The organism is Desulfotomaculum sp. (assembly GCA_003513005.1).
Classification (GTDB): Bacteria; Bacillota; Desulfotomaculia; order Desulfotomaculales; family Nap2-2B; genus 46-80.
Map to the genome: position 1 here is coordinate 1 of DOTD01000028.1, position 16,128 is coordinate 16,128.

Consider the following 16,128-nt stretch of genomic DNA (forward strand, 5'->3'; position numbering starts at 1 on the left):
AAGGTCGAGCGTCTACTCGACATAAAATGCCAAGACATGCAAGGAAAAAAGGAGAGTTCTCAACCTACCATATAATCCAGCGAGGCAACGAAAGGAAAAACCTTTTTAATAGCTCTGATGACAAAACGAAGTTCTTAGATACCCTGAAAAAAATAAAAGAAAAATATAACTTTACCATATATGCATACTGTCTAATGGATAACCATGTCCATCTAATAATAGATGATAACGGAAACGACATATCAAAAATAATCAAAAGCATAAATATTAGCTATGTATATTACTTTAACAAAAAATATCGGAGATGCGGTCATTTATTTCAGGATAGATTTAAAAGTGAGTTGATTGACAATGATGGTTATCTTTTAGAGGTCAGTAAGTACATCCATAATAACCCTACAAAGGCAAGATTGGTTAAAACTCCCTCAGATTACAAGTGGAGTAGTTACAATATTTATCTGGGGAAGGAAAAAGATGTGCAAGGGTTAATAAATACTGGCAAAATACTTGGATGTATTTCAGAAAGAAAAGAAAAAGCAATAAAGAGATATATGGAATTTGTTACGGAGCAAGAAAGCACAGCATTTAATTTTATGGATTTAGAGGATGAGATTGATGAAAAAAATAGTAATTATATATGTACGATAGAACAAGCACAAAAAAGATTAATGGAGATAATAGAAGAAGACGGTATTTTATATGCAGATTTATTGAAAAACATAAAAGCGAGAGACGAGTTGATAAAAACGATAAGAAAAAATTCATCTCTAACATTAAAGCAGATTGGTGAACTTTTTGGCGGTATCAGTGAGTCCTGGGTGAGTAGGATTTTAAGTAGTTAGCAAGCAAGAACCGTCCCTGCTTGCCCTGCTTGCCCTGCTTGCTAGTTTGCCTGTAATTTCCTGATCAAACCTTTCCCTGTTTATGTTATTATAATCTAGAATGCCATTCGAGTTATTTCGCCGGAAAGGAAGGTTTCTTTCGTGATCAAGGAAATTTGTCTCGGTGTGGTTTTGGCTGTCCTGATTTTCCTATTTGTTATCGGATACGACGCAACACCGCTCATTTTTTTGGCTGCCGCCGGCGCCGGGGCATATTATTTTGCCACCACGCGGGGTTTGCTGAATAAAAGTTTCAGCGAACATCAAGTGCCCGTCAACCAGCAGATTTCGTTTGGAGATGTGGGCGGACAGGCTACCGCCATCCAGGAACTCAGCGAGGCTTTGGATTTTATCAGAAATATAAGCGCAATAAAAGAACTGGGCATCCGCCCGTTAAAGGGTCTTCTGCTCACCGGGCCTCCGGGAACGGGGAAAACGATGCTTGCCAAAGCAGCGGCAAACTATACCGACGCCGTCTTTGTCGCGGCAAGCGGCAGTGAATTTATAGAAATGTACGCGGGAGTCGGAGCCCAGAGAGTGCGCCGCCTCTTTCAGTCAGCCAGGGAAAAGGCTTTGAAGCAGGGAAAAAGCAACGCGCTTATTTTTATTGATGAGATAGAAATACTTGGCGGCCTGCGGGGCCGCACCACCAGCCACCTTGAATATGACCAGACTCTGAATCAGCTTCTTGTTGAGATGGATGGGCTCAGGGTTGACGAGAATGTGCGGTTGCTTGTGATGGCCGCGACAAACCGTATAGATATGCTCGACCCCGCTCTGCTACGGCCGGGAAGGTTTGACAGGCAGGTCAGGGTTGACCTTCCGGACAAAGAGGGAAGGCTGGAAATAATCAAGCTGCATACACGCAACAAACCGCTTGCGGAGGATGTTTCTTTGGAAGCGCTCGCCCGGGATACTTTCGGCTTCAGCGGCGCTCACCTGGAGAGCCTGGCCAATGAGGCGGCCATCCTGGCAATGAGGGGCAATTCCAAAATAATCGAGCAGCGTCATTTCCAGGAGGCTGTCGATAAGGTACTGCTCGGGGACCGTCTCGAGCGGCGGCCGATAAGGGCTGAACTGGAGAGGGTGGCCATCCACGAAACCGGCCATGCCTTGATGAGCGAGATTGTAAAACCCGGTTCGGTTTCTGCACTGACTGTAGCTCCGCGCGGCCAGGCGCTGGGTTATATGCGCCAGAGCCCCGAGGACGATACATATATGTTCACCAGGAATTACCTGGAGGATCAGATTGCGATCATGCTAGCCGGGGCAGTGGCCGAAGAACAGGTTCTGGGCAACAAGAGCACCGGCGCCGTAAATGATTACCAGCAGGCTATGCGGCTGGCTGAGAAGATAGTCGACAGCGGCATGTCCAGGCTGGGTGTAGTCAGCTCCGAGCATTTGCCCGGCGGGCTTCATTACCGCGTTCTTTCAGAAATTCTCAGCGCACAGGAGGCGCGTGTAAGAAGCTGCCTGATCAGCCTCCGGGCTGCCTTGTACCGTATAGCTGAAGTGCTTCTGGATCAGGAGAGGATCAGCGGCGACAAGCTGCGTGAGACCCTTTCGGGTATACCTGCGCCCGGTCAGAGAATGTACTGTTGATTTTTTGTCTCTTCCCCACTATTTTCCCCGTCCGATCCGCAGTTAGAAAATTAATGGTTCTTGACATATTTTATACTCTCGTTTTAAAATAAGTGAAAGAATTACCATTTAAGGAAAAAGATTAAAATGCAGGCTGAGTTGATTTTCACCGGAACGGAACTGTTGCGGGGCGAGATATTAAATACACATGCCCAGTACCTGGGGCAGCGTCTGGCGGCCCTTGGCATAGACGCATCCCTGCATACCACCGTAGGGGATCACTGGGACCGGCTGGCTGATTCGCTCGCCCGGGCTGTGTCGCGTTCGGACCTGGTTATTGTGACCGGCGGGCTGGGCTCAACAACGGACGATCTGACCAAGGAAACCGCTGCAGGAGTCCTGGGCCTTCCTATGGTACAGGATCAGGCTACCCTTTCCTGGTTAAAAAATCTTTACCGCAACAGAAGCCTCAAGCTGCCTGAAGTTATGGATAAGCAGTCCTATTTTCCGTCAGGCTCCAGGATCCTGCCTAATCCGCGCGGCAGCGCTCCCGGGGTTCTGATCGAAAAGGACAAGCGTTATATTTTCCTGCTTCCGGGGCCGCCGGGAGAGCTCAAAGCGATGTTTAAGGAATTCGTGGAGCCCTTTCTTGCAGCTCTGGACGTCCAGGGGATGCTAGTGCGCAGCAAAATTATCAAAGTAACCGGCATTGCCGAGGCCATGGTACAGGAAAAACTGGCTGATCTGGGCGGGCAGGGCAACCCCGGGCTGGCTTACCTGGCCAAACCGGGTGAAGTCCACGTGCGGGTGACCGCCAGGTCGGAGAGCCCGCAGGCCGCGGAAGAAATGATTTCCGTTCTTGCGGAGCGGGTAAAGGAAAGAATGGCCGGTTTTATTTTTAGCGAGGATGAAGAAATTATCGAGGAAACGGTTGGCGCTTTATTGCTCGGCAAAGGCCTTTCAGTATCTACGGCGGAGTCCTGTACAGGCGGTCTGATTGCCGAAAGGCTGACCACCATTCCGGGAAGTTCCGGTTATTTTTTAGGAAGCATAGTGGCTTATGACAACATGGTCAAGGAAAAGCTTTTAGGCGTACCCGGGAAGACCCTCGAACAGCACGGCGCGGTAAGCCGTGAAACCGCCGTGGCTATGGCTTTAGGCGCGCGGGATTTAACCGGAAGCTCTCTGGCTGTTGGAGTGACGGGTATTGCCGGGCCCGGCGGGGGGACGCAGGAAAAACCTGTAGGTCTGGTTTTTATTGCCCTGGCGGTTGACTGCGGGGCTGCCTGCCATCAGTTCCGTTTCCCGGGAAACCGGACGAGCGTCAGGTGGGGAGCGTCAAATGCCGCCCTGAACTTAATCAAACTTCATTTAGGCGGTTGATTTCGATATAGAGGAGGAAGACTTGGTTTGAACGATAAATATAAAGCCCTGGAAGGGGCCCTGGTGCAGATTGAACGCCAGTTTGGCAAGGGTTCGATTATGAAGCTGGGGGATGTGGCGGGGAAATTCGACGTGGAGGTTATTCCAACGGGGGCCCTGTCGCTGGACATTGCCCTGGGTATAGGAGGTGTGCCCCGCGGGCGTGTGGTAGAAATTTTCGGCCCTGAATCTTCCGGAAAGACCACCGTAGCCCTGCATATCATCGCTCAGGCGCAAAAAATGGGGGGTATCGCCGCTTTTATAGATGCCGAACATGCCATGGATCCCTATTATGCAAAAAATCTGGGTGTAGATATTGACAACCTCTACCTGTCCCAGCCCGACACGGGAGAGCAGGCGCTGGAGATCTGCGAAGCCCTGGTCCGCAGCGGGGCTGTCGACGTGGTCGTGATTGATTCGGTTGCGGCTCTTGTACCGCGTGCGGAAATTGAAGGCGAGATGGGCGATCCATTTGTGGGCTTGCAGGCCAGGCTTATGTCCCAGGCCTTGCGGAAGCTGACCGGCGTGATCAGCAAGTCCCGCGCGACGGCTATTTTTATTAACCAGCTCAGGGAAAAAGTAGGCGTTACTTTCGGCAACCCCGAAGTGACACCCGGCGGCAGGGCGCTGAAGTTTTATGCTTCAGTCCGGCTTGATGTCCGCAAAATAGAAACCTTGAAGCAGGGCTCCGATATGATTGGCAACCGCACGAGGGTTAAAGTAGTGAAGAATAAAATTGCCCCTCCTTTCAAGCAGGCTGAATTTGACATCATGTACGGGCACGGAATATCCCGGGAAGGCATCATCGTGGATATGGCGGCCGAACTTAACATAATCAACAAAAGCGGGGCATGGTATTCATACGGGGAAGAACGCCTCGGACAGGGGCGGGAAAACGCTAAGGATTTTCTTAAGGAACACCCGGAATTGGCCTTGGAAATTGAAAAGAAATTGCGCCAGACTTTTAATTTGAGTGAAAACAGATCGGCTCCGGCTGCGCCCCAGGAGTAGTTTTTGTTTTTCTTGACAGATAACTGTAAAGCTAGTACAATTTACGCTGGGAGAAAATAGAATCAGTATAGATATTAAAGTCCTTTTGGATCAGATACAGGTAATTACTATCCTTTAAAATAAAGCCATAGCAGGAATTATTACCAATAGGTAAGGTAGTTAAGTTATTACAACTGCCCTTTTGCTGTTTGGAGGTTTTATTTGTAAGTTTTTTAAATAACGAAGGAGAAGTGTTATATAACTGATTCTTTTTCTGCCGAGTATTGTCTCGGTATTTTTTATGTAATTTTTAACGCGTGTTTTCTAGGATTTGGGAGGTGAGATGCTTGGAGCCCCAGATAATAGGGGTATTGGTTGCTGTTGTTATAGTTGCTTTTGCAATTGGGTACCTGATCAGAAAATACCTTGCAGAGGCCAAAATTACTTCTGCTGAAGCAGAAGCGAAAAAAATAAAAGAAGAAGCTGTATTATTCGCTGAAGCTACCAGGCGGGAATCTGTTCTAGAAGCCAAGGAAGAAGTATTAAAGCTTCGCAACGAAGTCGAAAAGGAAAACAAGGAGCGGCGTTCCGAACTTCAGCGCCTGGAAAGAAGACTGGTCCAAAAAGAAGAAACCATGGACCGGAAAGTAGAGGGTATTGAACGCAAAGAAGAAGCATTAACCCGCAAGGAACAGGAAATTGAGGACATCAAAAACAAACTCAAAGAGATGCAGAACCGGAAGATAGCCGAGTTGGAAAGGGTTTCCGGAATGACCTCCGAAGAGGCAAGGCAGTTGTTGCTCTCCAACCTGGAAAAAGAGATTCAGCACGAAGAAGTAGTCATGATCCGCGAGATGGAAAACAGAATCAAAGAGGAGTCTGATAAAAAAGCACGGGATATTATCTCGCTTGCTATTCAGCGCTGTGCTGTGGACCATTCCGCTGAAACCACAGTTGCCGTAATTCCGCTGCCGAATGACGAGATGAAGGGGCGGATCATCGGCCGGGAAGGACGCAATATCAGAGCTTTTGAAACACTTACGGGTGTTGAGTTAATTATCGACGATACTCCGGAGGCAGTCATCCTGTCGGGGTTTGATCCCGTCCGCAGGGAGGCGGCAAGAATTGCCCTGGAAAAATTGATCGTGGACGGCCGAATCCATCCTGCCAGGATTGAGGAAATGGTGGACAGGGCTCAAAAAGAAATTGAGGTTCAGGTCCGGGAAGCCGGCGAACAGGCCTCCTTCCAGACAGGGGTGCACGGCCTGCACCCGGAAATGGTCAGCCTCCTCGGACGGCTGAAATACAGGACAAGTTATGGTCAAAATGTTCTCAAACACTCTGTTGAAGTAGCTCACCTGGGCGGTTTGATCGCTGCCGAGCTCGGGGTGGATATTCAGCTGACCAAACGCGCCGGCCTTCTGCACGATATAGGCAAGGCAGTGGACCATATGGTAGAAGGCCCCCATGTAACAATCGGTGTGGAACTGGCTAAAAAGTACCAGGAGCATCCCGAGATAGTTCATGCTATTGCCGCCCATCACGGTGATGAGGAACCAAAAACGATCATTGCGGTGCTTATCCAGGCTGCGGACGCGATTTCGGCCGCCAGGCCGGGAGCAAGGCGGGAAACCCTTGAAGCCTACTTGAAGAGGCTGCAAAAGCTCGAGGAAATTGCCAACTCCTTTGAGGGAGTTGATAAATCTTACGCTATCCAGGCAGGCAGGGAAATCCGGATCATGGTTAAACCGGAAAAAGTGGACGACCTGGGTTCGGTACACCTTGCTCGCGGGATTGCCAAAAAGATAGAGAATGAAGTTGAATATCCGGGGCAGATTAAAGTAACCATCTTACGGGAAATAAGAGTTGTGGAATATGCTAAATAGCAGGGGACGGCCCTGAAAAGGGCCGTTTTTTTCTTTTTATGGATCAATTAGATAAATATTTCTTTTTTTTAGGGCGTTTTTTAAGCAGGATTTATTGCATAAAGACAGAACATGATAATTGTTCTAGATAAAAAAAGGCGCCAATGATCAGTTTTAGACGGGAGGGTGATTGTTTTTGTTAACTGTCCGGCCAGGTGGCAAAGAAAACGTAAATTGGAGCGACGGTCTTTTAATTTCTATTCTCGTACGATATCCAGAAATAGCCACGATAAATTTTGATCCTGTCGGGCATTATTTAAAATTTTCCTTTATTTCTTCAAAGGTCCTCGAACCCGAATATTTTGACCGGATAAAGAAACAAGCGGTGGATAGCATAGAAGTTTTTAACCTTCTTGAAGGGAGAAAATCGAAGGTCGTTGAAATAAATCGCCTTGATTGCGACCAGTTAAATATAATAGAAGTCCAGCGTGATCTGGATACACTGGTGCACGAAGAGATTGCCTTGATAGTAAAGCTGGCGCGCGTGCTGCTTGGTGAAAATTTGGTTACGGAAGATGCAGACTTAAACCTTGATGACGACCAGTTCTTTCAAGAAGAGATAATCGAATACATGCTTGAAAGCATGAAGGGTTCCAATAGCGAGAAAAGTTTATTTGCCTTCCGGGAGGAAGACCGCGTCCTGGTATTCAATAAGTAGACGCCCATGCCCCGCGTAAAGCGGCGCCAGCAGAAAAATGAAAATTCATCAATACTAGGGAGGGCAATGCCTTAAATGCGAGGCGATTAATAAGCACGCAGGCAGTTGATCTCCCTAATGTAAATTGATTCTCAAGGATAGCGGGAGGAAAATTTTTTGCGTGTCTTACTAATCGGGGATATTGTCGGCAGGGCCGGCAGGAGGGCTGTAAAGGAAAATATACCGGAACTGGTTAAACAATTTGAAATAGATTTTATTATTGCCAACGGTGAAAACGCCGCCGGCGGCAACGGTTTAACCAATGAAGTGGCGAATGAGCTTTTTGCCTCCGGAATCAATGTCTTAACCATGGGAAACCACGTCTGGGACCAAAAAGAAATTTTTAATTTTATCGACAAAGAAAGCAGGATTGTAAGACCGGCCAATTATCCGGTCGGCGCTCCGGGAAACGGTGCAAACATATTCAAGAACAAACAGGGTGAGTCCATAGGTGTTATGAATCTATCAGGGCGGATTTTTATGCCCGGCAGCCTGGACTGCCCGTTTCACAAAGCTGACGAGATTTTAACGAAGCTTAAAAACAAGGTTAAAGCCCTGGTGGTCGACTTCCACGCAGAGGCGACCTCGGAGAAGATAGCTTTCGGACTCTACCTTGACGGACGTGTTTCGGCGGTTTGCGGGACACATACTCATGTTCAGACAGCCGATGAAAGAATACTTCCGGGCAGGACGGCTTATATCAGCGACATCGGTATGACAGGCCCGGCCGATTCAATAATCGGTGTGAAAGCCGACCTGGTTATTAAAAAGTACCTCACCCAGCTTCCCAGGCGGTTCGAGGTAGCCCCGGGACCTTACCAGTTTAATGCCGTAGTAATTGAGATAGATGCACAGACAGGTGAATCCGGAAGCATAGTGAGAATAGCAAATAATGAATAGTCAGAATTGACAATTAAATAATTTCTGGATAATAAAAGGAATTTTATTACTTACCAAGAATACTTATGTAAGAAGATTGATTTTTTTCCGGTAAAAAGAAGGAGGTTTCGACCATGGAGGTGTTAAAGGTAGCAGCAAAGTCCAGTCCAAATTCTGTAGCTGGCGCATTGGCCGGGGTGCTCAGAGAACGGGGCTGCGCGGAAATACAGGCAATCGGCGCAGGGGCCCTCAACCAGGCGATTAAGGCAATTGCTATTGCGCGAGGTTTTATAGCCCCCAGTGGAATCGACCTGATTTGCATACCTGCTTTTACCGACGTAATTATAGATGGGGAAGAAAGAACGGCAATCAAGCTAATTGTTGAACCCCGCTAGCATTCAGCGACAGGAGTCCATGCAACCTGTTTATTTTTGATAAACAGGTTTTTGATTTTTCTGCGGTGAAATTTTTTTTGGAGGGTACGGAATGAACCATCAACTGCACACAAGCAGTGTTATTGTAGACGCGCACTGCGATGTTCTGACTGTCCTGGCGCAGGAAAACTGCAGCTTAAAGGAGCGCAGGGACAGCGGGCACGTAGATCTGCCCCGTCTTCGCAAGGGCGGGGTGAAGGTCCAGTTTTTTGCCGCCTTTATTTCTCCGCAATACAGAGGGAATTATCTTAGAAGGGCAATGGAGCTGTTTGACCGCTTTTATGGCGAATTGAACGAGTGCAGCGGGGAAATAATGTTGGTGCGAGATTTCGATGATCTTGAAAAGGCTCTTGGACTTGATAAGATAGCCGCCATTCTGACTGTTGAAGGGGGAGAGGCGCTGGAGGGGCGGATTGAGGTCCTCCGGATGCTTAACCGTCTTGGTGTGCGGTGCCTTACTCTTACCTGGAATGGCCGTAATGAGCTTGGCGACGGAGTAGCCGAGGCGTGGACGTATGGCGGATTAACCAAGTTTGGGGTTGAAGTTGTAAAGGAAATGAACTGCTTAAAGATGTTAATAGATGTTTCCCACCTCTCGGAAGCCGGATTTTGGAATGTACTGGAAATTTCTACTCAGCCGGTAATTGCCTCGCACTCAAACAGCGGGACAGTCTGTCCGCATCCCCGCAACCTGACTGATAAACAGATCAAGGCCCTGGCCACCGGCGGGGGAGTGATGGGCCTTACCTTTGTTCCTGATTTTGTCCACCAGCAGAGCCCGTCTTTAGAAAAACTCCTTGACCACATTGATTATATAGTCTCCATTGCCGGGCCGGACTGCATCGGGCTGGGCTCTGATTTTGACGGGTATTCCGGGCGTCTGGAGGGCCTGGGTGATGCAGGTGATTTGCCTGCCCTGACAGAGGGACTCCTCTGCAGGGGTTATAAAGAGGAAGATATCCGCAAGTTCCTGGGAGGCAATTTTTTGCGCTTGTTTAAGAAAGTCTGGAATGGGAAAACAGGTGAAGGCGTTGTCTGCTGATCTGCATATTCATACTGACGCTTCCGACGGTGATAAATCACCCGCCCAGGTGGTTCACCTGGCAAAAGCAGCCGGCTTAAAGGCGATTGCCATTACCGATCACGAGACCTCGTCAGGTATTGCTTCCGCCCTGGAAGCAGGCCACGGGTTATCCCTGGAGGTGCTTCCCGGCGTTGAAATGAGCACCGAGCATAAAGGACGCGAGGTCCACCTGCTCGGTTATTTGATGGATTATACTGATCCTGTTTTTATGTCTTTTCTTGAACTGCTGAATCAGAAGAGAAGAGAGAGGATTGCTAAGATTGCAGCCAGGTTGCGTGATCTTGGTGTTCAAATAACCCTGGACCAGATTTTGGCCGCTGCCGGGAATGGCTCCGTAGGCCGTCCGCATGTGGCCATGGTTCTTATTAAATCCGGCCTTGTCCAGTCTGTTGCCCAGGCTTTTGAGCAATACCTGGGCACAGGGCGCCCTGCTTATGTCCCGCGGTTTAAATACAGCACAAGCGAGGCTATTCAACTGATCCGCGAAGCAGGCGGGGTTACCGTTCTTGCTCATCCCATGATTGACAACAGTGAAAGTTTTATTCCCGAGTTCGTTAAAGACGGGCTGCAGGGCCTGGAAGTCTATTACCCCGGGCATAATTCCGAAACGATTAGCCGCTTTCTGAAAATCTGCAGATTGTATAACCTGGTTTCTACGGGAGGCTCCGATTTTCACGGGGACAAGGCCGGGCACGGATACATCGGGGAAGTTACTGTTCCTTACCAGTCGGTTGTGAATTTAAAGAAATGCGCAGGACAAAAATAGGAGACACCGCCTTTTTGCAGGTTTGTCAATGTCTATATCGAAGCGTACGGCATATACTAAAAAGGAGGTGATTGCTCTTGGACGGTTGCGACGAGGTGTGCTACTGGCAGCAGCGGGTAGGGGAACTGGAAGAAAAAGTAGAACAGCTGAGGCTGAGCCGGAGAGTCCTGCTTAATCTTGTAGAAAAGCTGGAAAAAGAAAGAGTTTGTTCACTTACGCGACTAGAAAAAGAAAACATAAAACTGCATTTGGCAAACAATCGTTATGCCCGTTCGTTTGTAAAAAAATATTCAGATTGTCGAGATGGAATCAAAAAAACAGGGAGGATGAAATTCCCAATATTTTTCTAAGATCTTTTCATCTTGAGCGGGTATGATATAATAACTGACTAGGGCGATGAAAATGAGGATTGCGGTTATTGACGGACAGGGCGGAGGCATAGGCAGGCATATCATGGAAAAACTCCGCCGGGAGCTGCCCGAAAATGTTGAGCTCCTGGCCCTTGGGACAAACTCCGCGGCTACTTCCGTTATGTTGAAGGCTGGAGCCAATGAGGGCGCAACAGGTGAAAATGCAATAATTTACAATGCTCGAAGGGTCAATCTTATCGTGGGGCCGGTGAGTATTTTAATACCGCATGCGATGCTTGGAGAATTAACGCCCGGCATGGCTGAGGCGATCGCCTTAAGCCCAGCCCGTAAAATTCTTCTGCCTTTAAGCCGCAATGCATTTGATCTGATTGGCCTTAGGTCCGAACCTCTCCCCCATTTAATTGCCGAGCTTGTACAAAGAGTTAAAGAATTAGTTGAAAAGGAAGAACGTTAATTATAAAAACGCCGGTGAAGGTTTTGCTGGGAGGTCTTTGATTGAGTTGCCGTATCTATCTTGTCAGACATGGTCAGACAACCTGGAATGCCGAATTTAAATTCCAGGGACATACGGATGTGCCGCTTTCCGGGCATGGGATTGAGCAGGCTGAATTTTTGGCCAGGCGTTTAAGAGATTACAAAATAACGGCTTTTTACGCGAGTGATTTATCAAGGGCTGTAAAAACAGCGGAGATTTTAGCCCAGCCCCATAACCTGCCTGTAATGCCTATGCCTGTGTTAAGGGAAGTCAATTTCGGAAGCTGGGAAGGAAAGGTTTTTACTCAGGAAGTCAAGGACAAATTGATTGAGTCCGGTAAAAACTGGTGGGACAGTCCTTTCGACGGCTCAGGTTCTCGGGGAGAGTCTTTTGCTCAGATGTCCGTGCGGGTTAACGAGGCTATCCGGTCGATTGTGGAACGCCATCTGGATGATCAGGAGATAGTCGTCGTTTCCCACGGCGGTGTCATCAGGGCTGTTGTCGCAGATGTTCTGGGCATGGATCTGGTTTATTACTGGCGGCTGCGTCTGGACAACGCCTGCCTCAACATCATCGATTTCAACTCCCCCGACTGGGGTACGCTGGTTCTATTCAACGACCTCAGCCACCTTGGTTGCTCTTAAAAGGAAGGTGGGAGGTGCCTGATCTGGATCCTGCTAAAAAATCTTTTACAACTAAAAGGGTTGCCCTTGTTTTTATACTTATTTCATTAGCCCTTTTTGGCCTTGTCTCCCGGCTTTTCTGGGTGCAGGCAGTCTGGGGACCCGGACTTAAAAGACAGGCCGAGGAATATCACACCCAGGATGTAACCGTCCAGCCTGAGCGCGGCAGTATCTATGACCGCAATCACAACGAACTGGTCACAAACATTCCCGCCTTCTCAGTTTACGCGCAGTCAAAAAAGATAAAAGACCCGGCAGGCCTGTCCGAAAAGATTGCGCCTGTTCTTGGCATAAAACAAGCCCTGGTATACGAAAAACTCTGCAGTAAAGAACCTTTTATCTGGTTGACGCACAACCTTGAATACAGCGCCGCAGAACGCTTAAAAAATCTCAGCAAAGAACTCGGCGGAAATCCCGACAAAGATTCAAAAAAAGATCCGGACCTGCAGTGGATTGGTCTAATCGAGTCAAACAAGCGTTCCTACCCCCAGGGGAGCATGGCTGCGCACTTGTTGGGTTTTGTCGGCAGTGACAATCAAGGCTTAACCGGCCTGGAAAATTCTTATGACAGTTATTTAAAAGGTAAGCCAGGCTCTTCAACAATTGAAAGTGACGCTAAGGGACTGCCTGTTCCCCAGGCACAGACCGATGTCAATCCTTCCGATCCCGGCGCCAACCTGGTTTTAACAATTGACCAGACAATCCAATTTTTTGTTGAACGGGAACTGGACAACCTGGTTGCCTCATATAAGCCGGCCAGGGCTGCAATAATCGTCATGGATCCTGCGACCGGCCAGATCCTGGCTATGGGAAACCGGCCTGCTTTTAATCCGGGAAACTGGTCCAAGGAACCGGAAAGTGTCTGGGGAGGAGATACAGCAGTACTATATAATTACGAGCCCGGCTCGACCCTGAAAATGTTTATTGCCGCCGCAGCCCTGGAAAAAAGGTTTGTCAGTCCCGGTGAAAGATTATATGATCCCGGTTCGATTGTAGTAAAAGGCAGAAGGATTTACTGTGCGGAAAGAGAAGGGCATGGAAGTCTGACATTTTCGGAAGCTGTGTCCGTCTCCTGCAACGTTGCCTTAATACAGGTAGGCCAAAGGCTGGGTAAAGAGAATATATACAAATATCTGCAGGAGTTTGGCTTCGGCGCCCGCACGGGGATAGATCTGCCGGGGGAGGAATCCGGCGTCCTCATGGATAAGAAAAAAGCCACCGAACTTGATTTGGCTACCATGTCCATAGGACAGAGCATCGCCGTTACTCCCATTCAGCTGATTACTGGAGCATGCGCGATAGCTAACGGCGGCAAGTTGATGAAGCCTTATCTTGTCAAGGCGCTTGAAGATGACCAGCGAAAAATCGTTAAGGAGTTTAAACCGCAAGAGGTCCGCAGCATTATTTCCAGTGAAACAGCCAGGACACTTACTTCTATGATGGAAGATGTGATTTTAGAAGGAACTGGAACAAAAGCGCAGGTTGAAGGGTACAGGATCGCTGGCAAGACGGGAACGGCCCAGATCCCGGGGCCCAAAGGATATATAGAGGGTAAATATGTGGCTTCCTTTTTGGGCTACGGGCCGCTGGATAATCCCAGGGCGGCAGTCCTTGTTATAGTTGATGAGCCCAAAGGGAGCAAGTATCACGGGGGGGAGGTTGCTGCTCCGGCCTTCCAGTCGGTGATGCGGGATACACTTGTATATCTAGGTATCCCGCAGGAAAAAACGGGCGCTCAAAAAAGCGAAGAAGAATTGCCCGATCCAAGTAAGGTTCCTTCACGCGTGGCGGTCCCGAATGTAATCGGGTTTCCCGCCGAACAGGCAACCCGGCTGATTAAAAACCGCGGTCTTGTATGCTGGGCTTCGGCGCCGCAGGGTGTTATATCCGGGCAGAAACCCGGGGGCGGAAGCAATCTGATCAAGGGGAGCCTGGTCACGCTCAAAGTAACTCCCTTTGATTTATCAAAACCCCCGGATAAAATAACCGTACCTGATTTAAAAAGCCTTACACTTAAGAAGGCGGCTGTCCTGCTGGAAGAAATCGGCTTAAAGCTCAAAGCGGAAGGCAGCGGGCTGGCTCTGTATCAAAGTCCCCCGGCAGGCACGGGTGTGAAACCGGGCAGCGTTGTGAAAGTTTATTTCAACCCCGAATAGATAGTGTCTTTTAGAGATCCTTCCTGTAATACCGGTGGCGCTTGATCAGCCGGCTGTTTTCCAGTTTGGGGATTAACTTGAGCATCGGAAGATTGTTTTCGCTGATTTGAGAAGCTTCAATTATTTTATAACCTTTAGATGAAAGAATAGACTGTGTTTTTTGAAACAGCAGCGCTTCTAAGCCCTTAAGACGGAAGCGGGGAACTACTCCGAGGAGGGCTAACCGGGCGCAATACTTTGCGCTCCCCGGCAGTGACATGGAAAAGGCTGCCGGCTCTGAGTCAATAAAGATTGTCAAGACAAGCGAAGGGTCTCCCCGGGACAGACAGAAATAAAGCATTCCCTCCACTTCCTGGCGCGACAGCGGTATATATCCCCAGTTTTCAGCCATGGACTCGTTTAAGATCAACCTGATCGTTTCTACTTCCCTGGACAGACTGGTTACTTTCAAGCTGCGCATGAGCAATCCCGTTTTTTGCGCAGCCCGGCCGGCAACCTTGTTAATGACCGCCGGCAAGTCCTGGTCAGCGGAATACTTGTAGGAGAGTAAATCATTCAACTTTGTAAAACCATACTCTTCAAGCAGGCGCCTGTAATAGGGGGGGTTGTAGGGTATAAAGGGTTGCGGGGGTTCGTCAAATCCATCGATCAGGAGACCTACCTGCTGATTGGTATTAAAAGTGGCCGGGCCTGTAATCTCTTCCGCTCCCTGTACGATAAGCCATTCTTCTGCAGCTTTGAACAGATTCTCCGCTGCTTCCTCCATGTCTTCAACAATTTCCAGGGCGCCAAAAAATCCTGTTTTTGGTGTACGGGGGTCGTATATGGCGGTCAATCTTCCAACGATCTGGCCGTTGTCCACAGCCAAAAAGCATTTGTATTTGGCTTTGAGCCAGTATGTATTCCAGAAACTGAGCATGTTGAGCATTTCGTCGGGAGTTGTCCAGGGGCGGTGCTTTTCCCGGCTGTAGATTCGGATGGGGAAATAAGCAAAATCCAAAAGCTCATGCCTGGAGCTGATAACTTTTACAGTAACGGACATAGCAACGACATCCCTTCACGCTTTACTTGGGAAAATTTAATGTTCGTAAGAGACGCCCTGATGATCTCCATAATTAAGTTGTATGCGCAGAAGGGATTTCAATAGACTGGTTATTAAAGGCATTTTATGTAACTACTCAGGCTAACGCCTGGGCATAAACATAAGGCAACTATACCCGAAACCGGGTAATATCCAATTGTAGAACCTTATCGCAATATGGGATAAACGGATTACCCTTAAAGAGCGTCCCGGATTGCCCCCAATACCGGAACAGAATTCTTTTTAACCGTAGAAATATAACCCCTGATCCGGCAAAAGATCTTGGCGCCCTGCATGGACTTAGAATCCGCCGGAAATCTTCTGCTGGACTTTGGTCATGCGTAAGTCACGTTCTGCTTGATTGTTACCAAAGGGGATCCGAAAATCAAACATAATGAATGGATTCTCATGATACCCAAGAGTGATGATGCTGCTGAAACTTTTCTCAAAATCAATAAGCTGGTTCATTTCCGCAGCAGGTCTTGGAATTATCCTTTGCTTCATCAACCGCGGCCTTGGCATTCAAGAGCAGGTCATACATCTGCTGCGCCCAAGTCTGGCGCTCGTTTTCAATGACCCACTTTAAGTTCCCGAAGGTGGTGGTCGTTGCAGAGGGAATGGTAACAGTTTTTATAATTGAAATAGGAGTTCAAACCGTCGGGCTTACAAATTCCCGTATAGAATGGAAGGATTACCATGCCGT

The 16,128-nt window shown here is 48.4% G+C and carries 14 protein-coding genes and 2 pseudogenes; 14 read left to right on the forward strand and 2 right to left on the reverse strand.

Going from position 1 to position 16,128, the window contains the following annotated elements; genetic code table 11:
- The 14 genes and pseudogenes from DEH07_02490 to DEH07_02555 form a co-directional block, all read left to right on the forward strand.
- On the forward strand, window positions 1-842 hold an 842-nt coding region (locus tag DEH07_02490; GenBank protein ID HBY03411.1), incomplete at its 5' end, for a transposase.
- Window positions 843-983: 141 nt separating this feature from the next.
- Window positions 984-2,483: an ATPase gene (locus tag DEH07_02495; GenBank protein ID HBY03412.1), complete on the forward strand. Its 1,500-nt coding sequence runs from the start codon at window positions 984-986 to the stop codon at window positions 2,481-2,483.
- A gap of 126 nt (window positions 2,484-2,609) precedes the next feature.
- The gene (locus DEH07_02500; GenBank protein ID HBY03413.1) at window positions 2,610-3,845 is read left to right on the forward strand and encodes a competence/damage-inducible protein A; all 1,236 of its coding nucleotides are present in this window, start codon (window positions 2,610-2,612) and stop codon (window positions 3,843-3,845) included.
- A gap of 27 nt (window positions 3,846-3,872) precedes the next feature.
- A complete protein-coding gene (gene recA, locus DEH07_02505) occupies window positions 3,873-4,895 on the forward strand; it encodes a recombinase RecA (GenBank protein ID HBY03414.1) in 1,023 nt (340 codons plus the stop codon).
- A gap of 326 nt (window positions 4,896-5,221) precedes the next feature.
- Window positions 5,222-6,760, forward strand: coding sequence for a ribonuclease Y (gene rny, locus DEH07_02510; GenBank protein HBY03415.1), 1,539 nt, complete (start codon window positions 5,222-5,224; stop codon window positions 6,758-6,760).
- 175 nt (window positions 6,761-6,935) lie between these two features.
- Window positions 6,936-7,457, forward strand: a complete 522-nt coding sequence (locus DEH07_02515; protein ID HBY03416.1) for a hypothetical protein — start codon at window positions 6,936-6,938, stop codon at window positions 7,455-7,457.
- Between the two features lie 156 nt (window positions 7,458-7,613).
- On the forward strand, window positions 7,614-8,396 hold the full coding sequence (locus tag DEH07_02520; GenBank protein HBY03417.1) for a TIGR00282 family metallophosphoesterase: 783 nt from the start codon (window positions 7,614-7,616) through the stop codon (window positions 8,394-8,396).
- 113 nt (window positions 8,397-8,509) lie between these two features.
- The gene (locus tag DEH07_02525) at window positions 8,510-8,770 is read left to right on the forward strand and encodes a stage V sporulation protein S (protein ID HBY03418.1); all 261 of its coding nucleotides are present in this window, start codon (window positions 8,510-8,512) and stop codon (window positions 8,768-8,770) included.
- A 91-nt stretch (window positions 8,771-8,861) separates the two neighbouring features.
- Window positions 8,862-9,851: a peptidase gene (locus DEH07_02530; GenBank protein HBY03419.1), complete on the forward strand. Its 990-nt coding sequence runs from the start codon at window positions 8,862-8,864 to the stop codon at window positions 9,849-9,851.
- Window positions 9,820-10,659, forward strand: a complete 840-nt coding sequence (locus DEH07_02535; protein HBY03420.1) for a phosphatase — start codon at window positions 9,820-9,822, stop codon at window positions 10,657-10,659. Before DEH07_02530 ends, DEH07_02535 begins: the two co-directional genes overlap by 32 nt.
- Window positions 10,660-10,736: 77 nt before the next feature.
- Window positions 10,737-10,989, forward strand: a pseudogene (locus DEH07_02540) (translation initiation factor 2).
- Between the two features lie 72 nt (window positions 10,990-11,061).
- Window positions 11,062-11,484, forward strand: a complete 423-nt coding sequence (locus tag DEH07_02545; protein HBY03421.1) for a hypothetical protein — start codon at window positions 11,062-11,064, stop codon at window positions 11,482-11,484.
- Between the two features lie 41 nt (window positions 11,485-11,525).
- The gene (locus DEH07_02550) at window positions 11,526-12,149 is read left to right on the forward strand and encodes an alpha-ribazole phosphatase (GenBank protein ID HBY03422.1); all 624 of its coding nucleotides are present in this window, start codon (window positions 11,526-11,528) and stop codon (window positions 12,147-12,149) included.
- Between the two features lie 23 nt (window positions 12,150-12,172).
- The gene (locus DEH07_02555) at window positions 12,173-14,344 is read left to right on the forward strand and encodes a stage V sporulation protein D (protein ID HBY03423.1); all 2,172 of its coding nucleotides are present in this window, start codon (window positions 12,173-12,175) and stop codon (window positions 14,342-14,344) included.
- Between the two features lie 10 nt (window positions 14,345-14,354).
- On the opposite strand, the gene DEH07_02560 is transcribed toward DEH07_02555, so the two are convergent.
- Both DEH07_02560 and DEH07_02565 read right to left on the reverse strand, forming a co-directional pair.
- Window positions 14,355-15,386 (reverse strand): hypothetical protein, encoded by a 1,032-nt coding sequence (locus DEH07_02560; GenBank protein HBY03424.1) that lies wholly within the window; start codon window positions 15,384-15,386, stop codon window positions 14,355-14,357.
- Between the two features lie 236 nt (window positions 15,387-15,622).
- Window positions 15,623-15,803: pseudogene (locus tag DEH07_02565) on the reverse strand (IS66 family transposase).
- Window positions 15,804-16,128: the final 325 nt, after the last annotated feature.

Excerpts from the sequence above, each read along its gene's own strand:
- DEH07_02530 (HBY03419.1), top strand. The coding sequence starts at position 8,862 with ATGAACCATCAACTGCACACAAGCAGTGTTATTGTAGACGCGCACTGC.
- DEH07_02560 (HBY03424.1), bottom strand. The coding sequence starts at position 15,386 with ATGTCCGTTACTGTAAAAGTTATCAGCTCCAGGCATGAGCTTTTGGAT.
- DEH07_02545 (HBY03421.1), top strand. The coding sequence starts at position 11,062 with ATGAGGATTGCGGTTATTGACGGACAGGGCGGAGGCATAGGCAGGCAT.
- DEH07_02500 (HBY03413.1), top strand. The coding sequence starts at position 2,610 with ATGCAGGCTGAGTTGATTTTCACCGGAACGGAACTGTTGCGGGGCGAG.
- DEH07_02535 (HBY03420.1), top strand. The coding sequence starts at position 9,820 with ATGGGAAAACAGGTGAAGGCGTTGTCTGCTGATCTGCATATTCATACT.
- DEH07_02525 (HBY03418.1), top strand. The coding sequence starts at position 8,510 with ATGGAGGTGTTAAAGGTAGCAGCAAAGTCCAGTCCAAATTCTGTAGCT.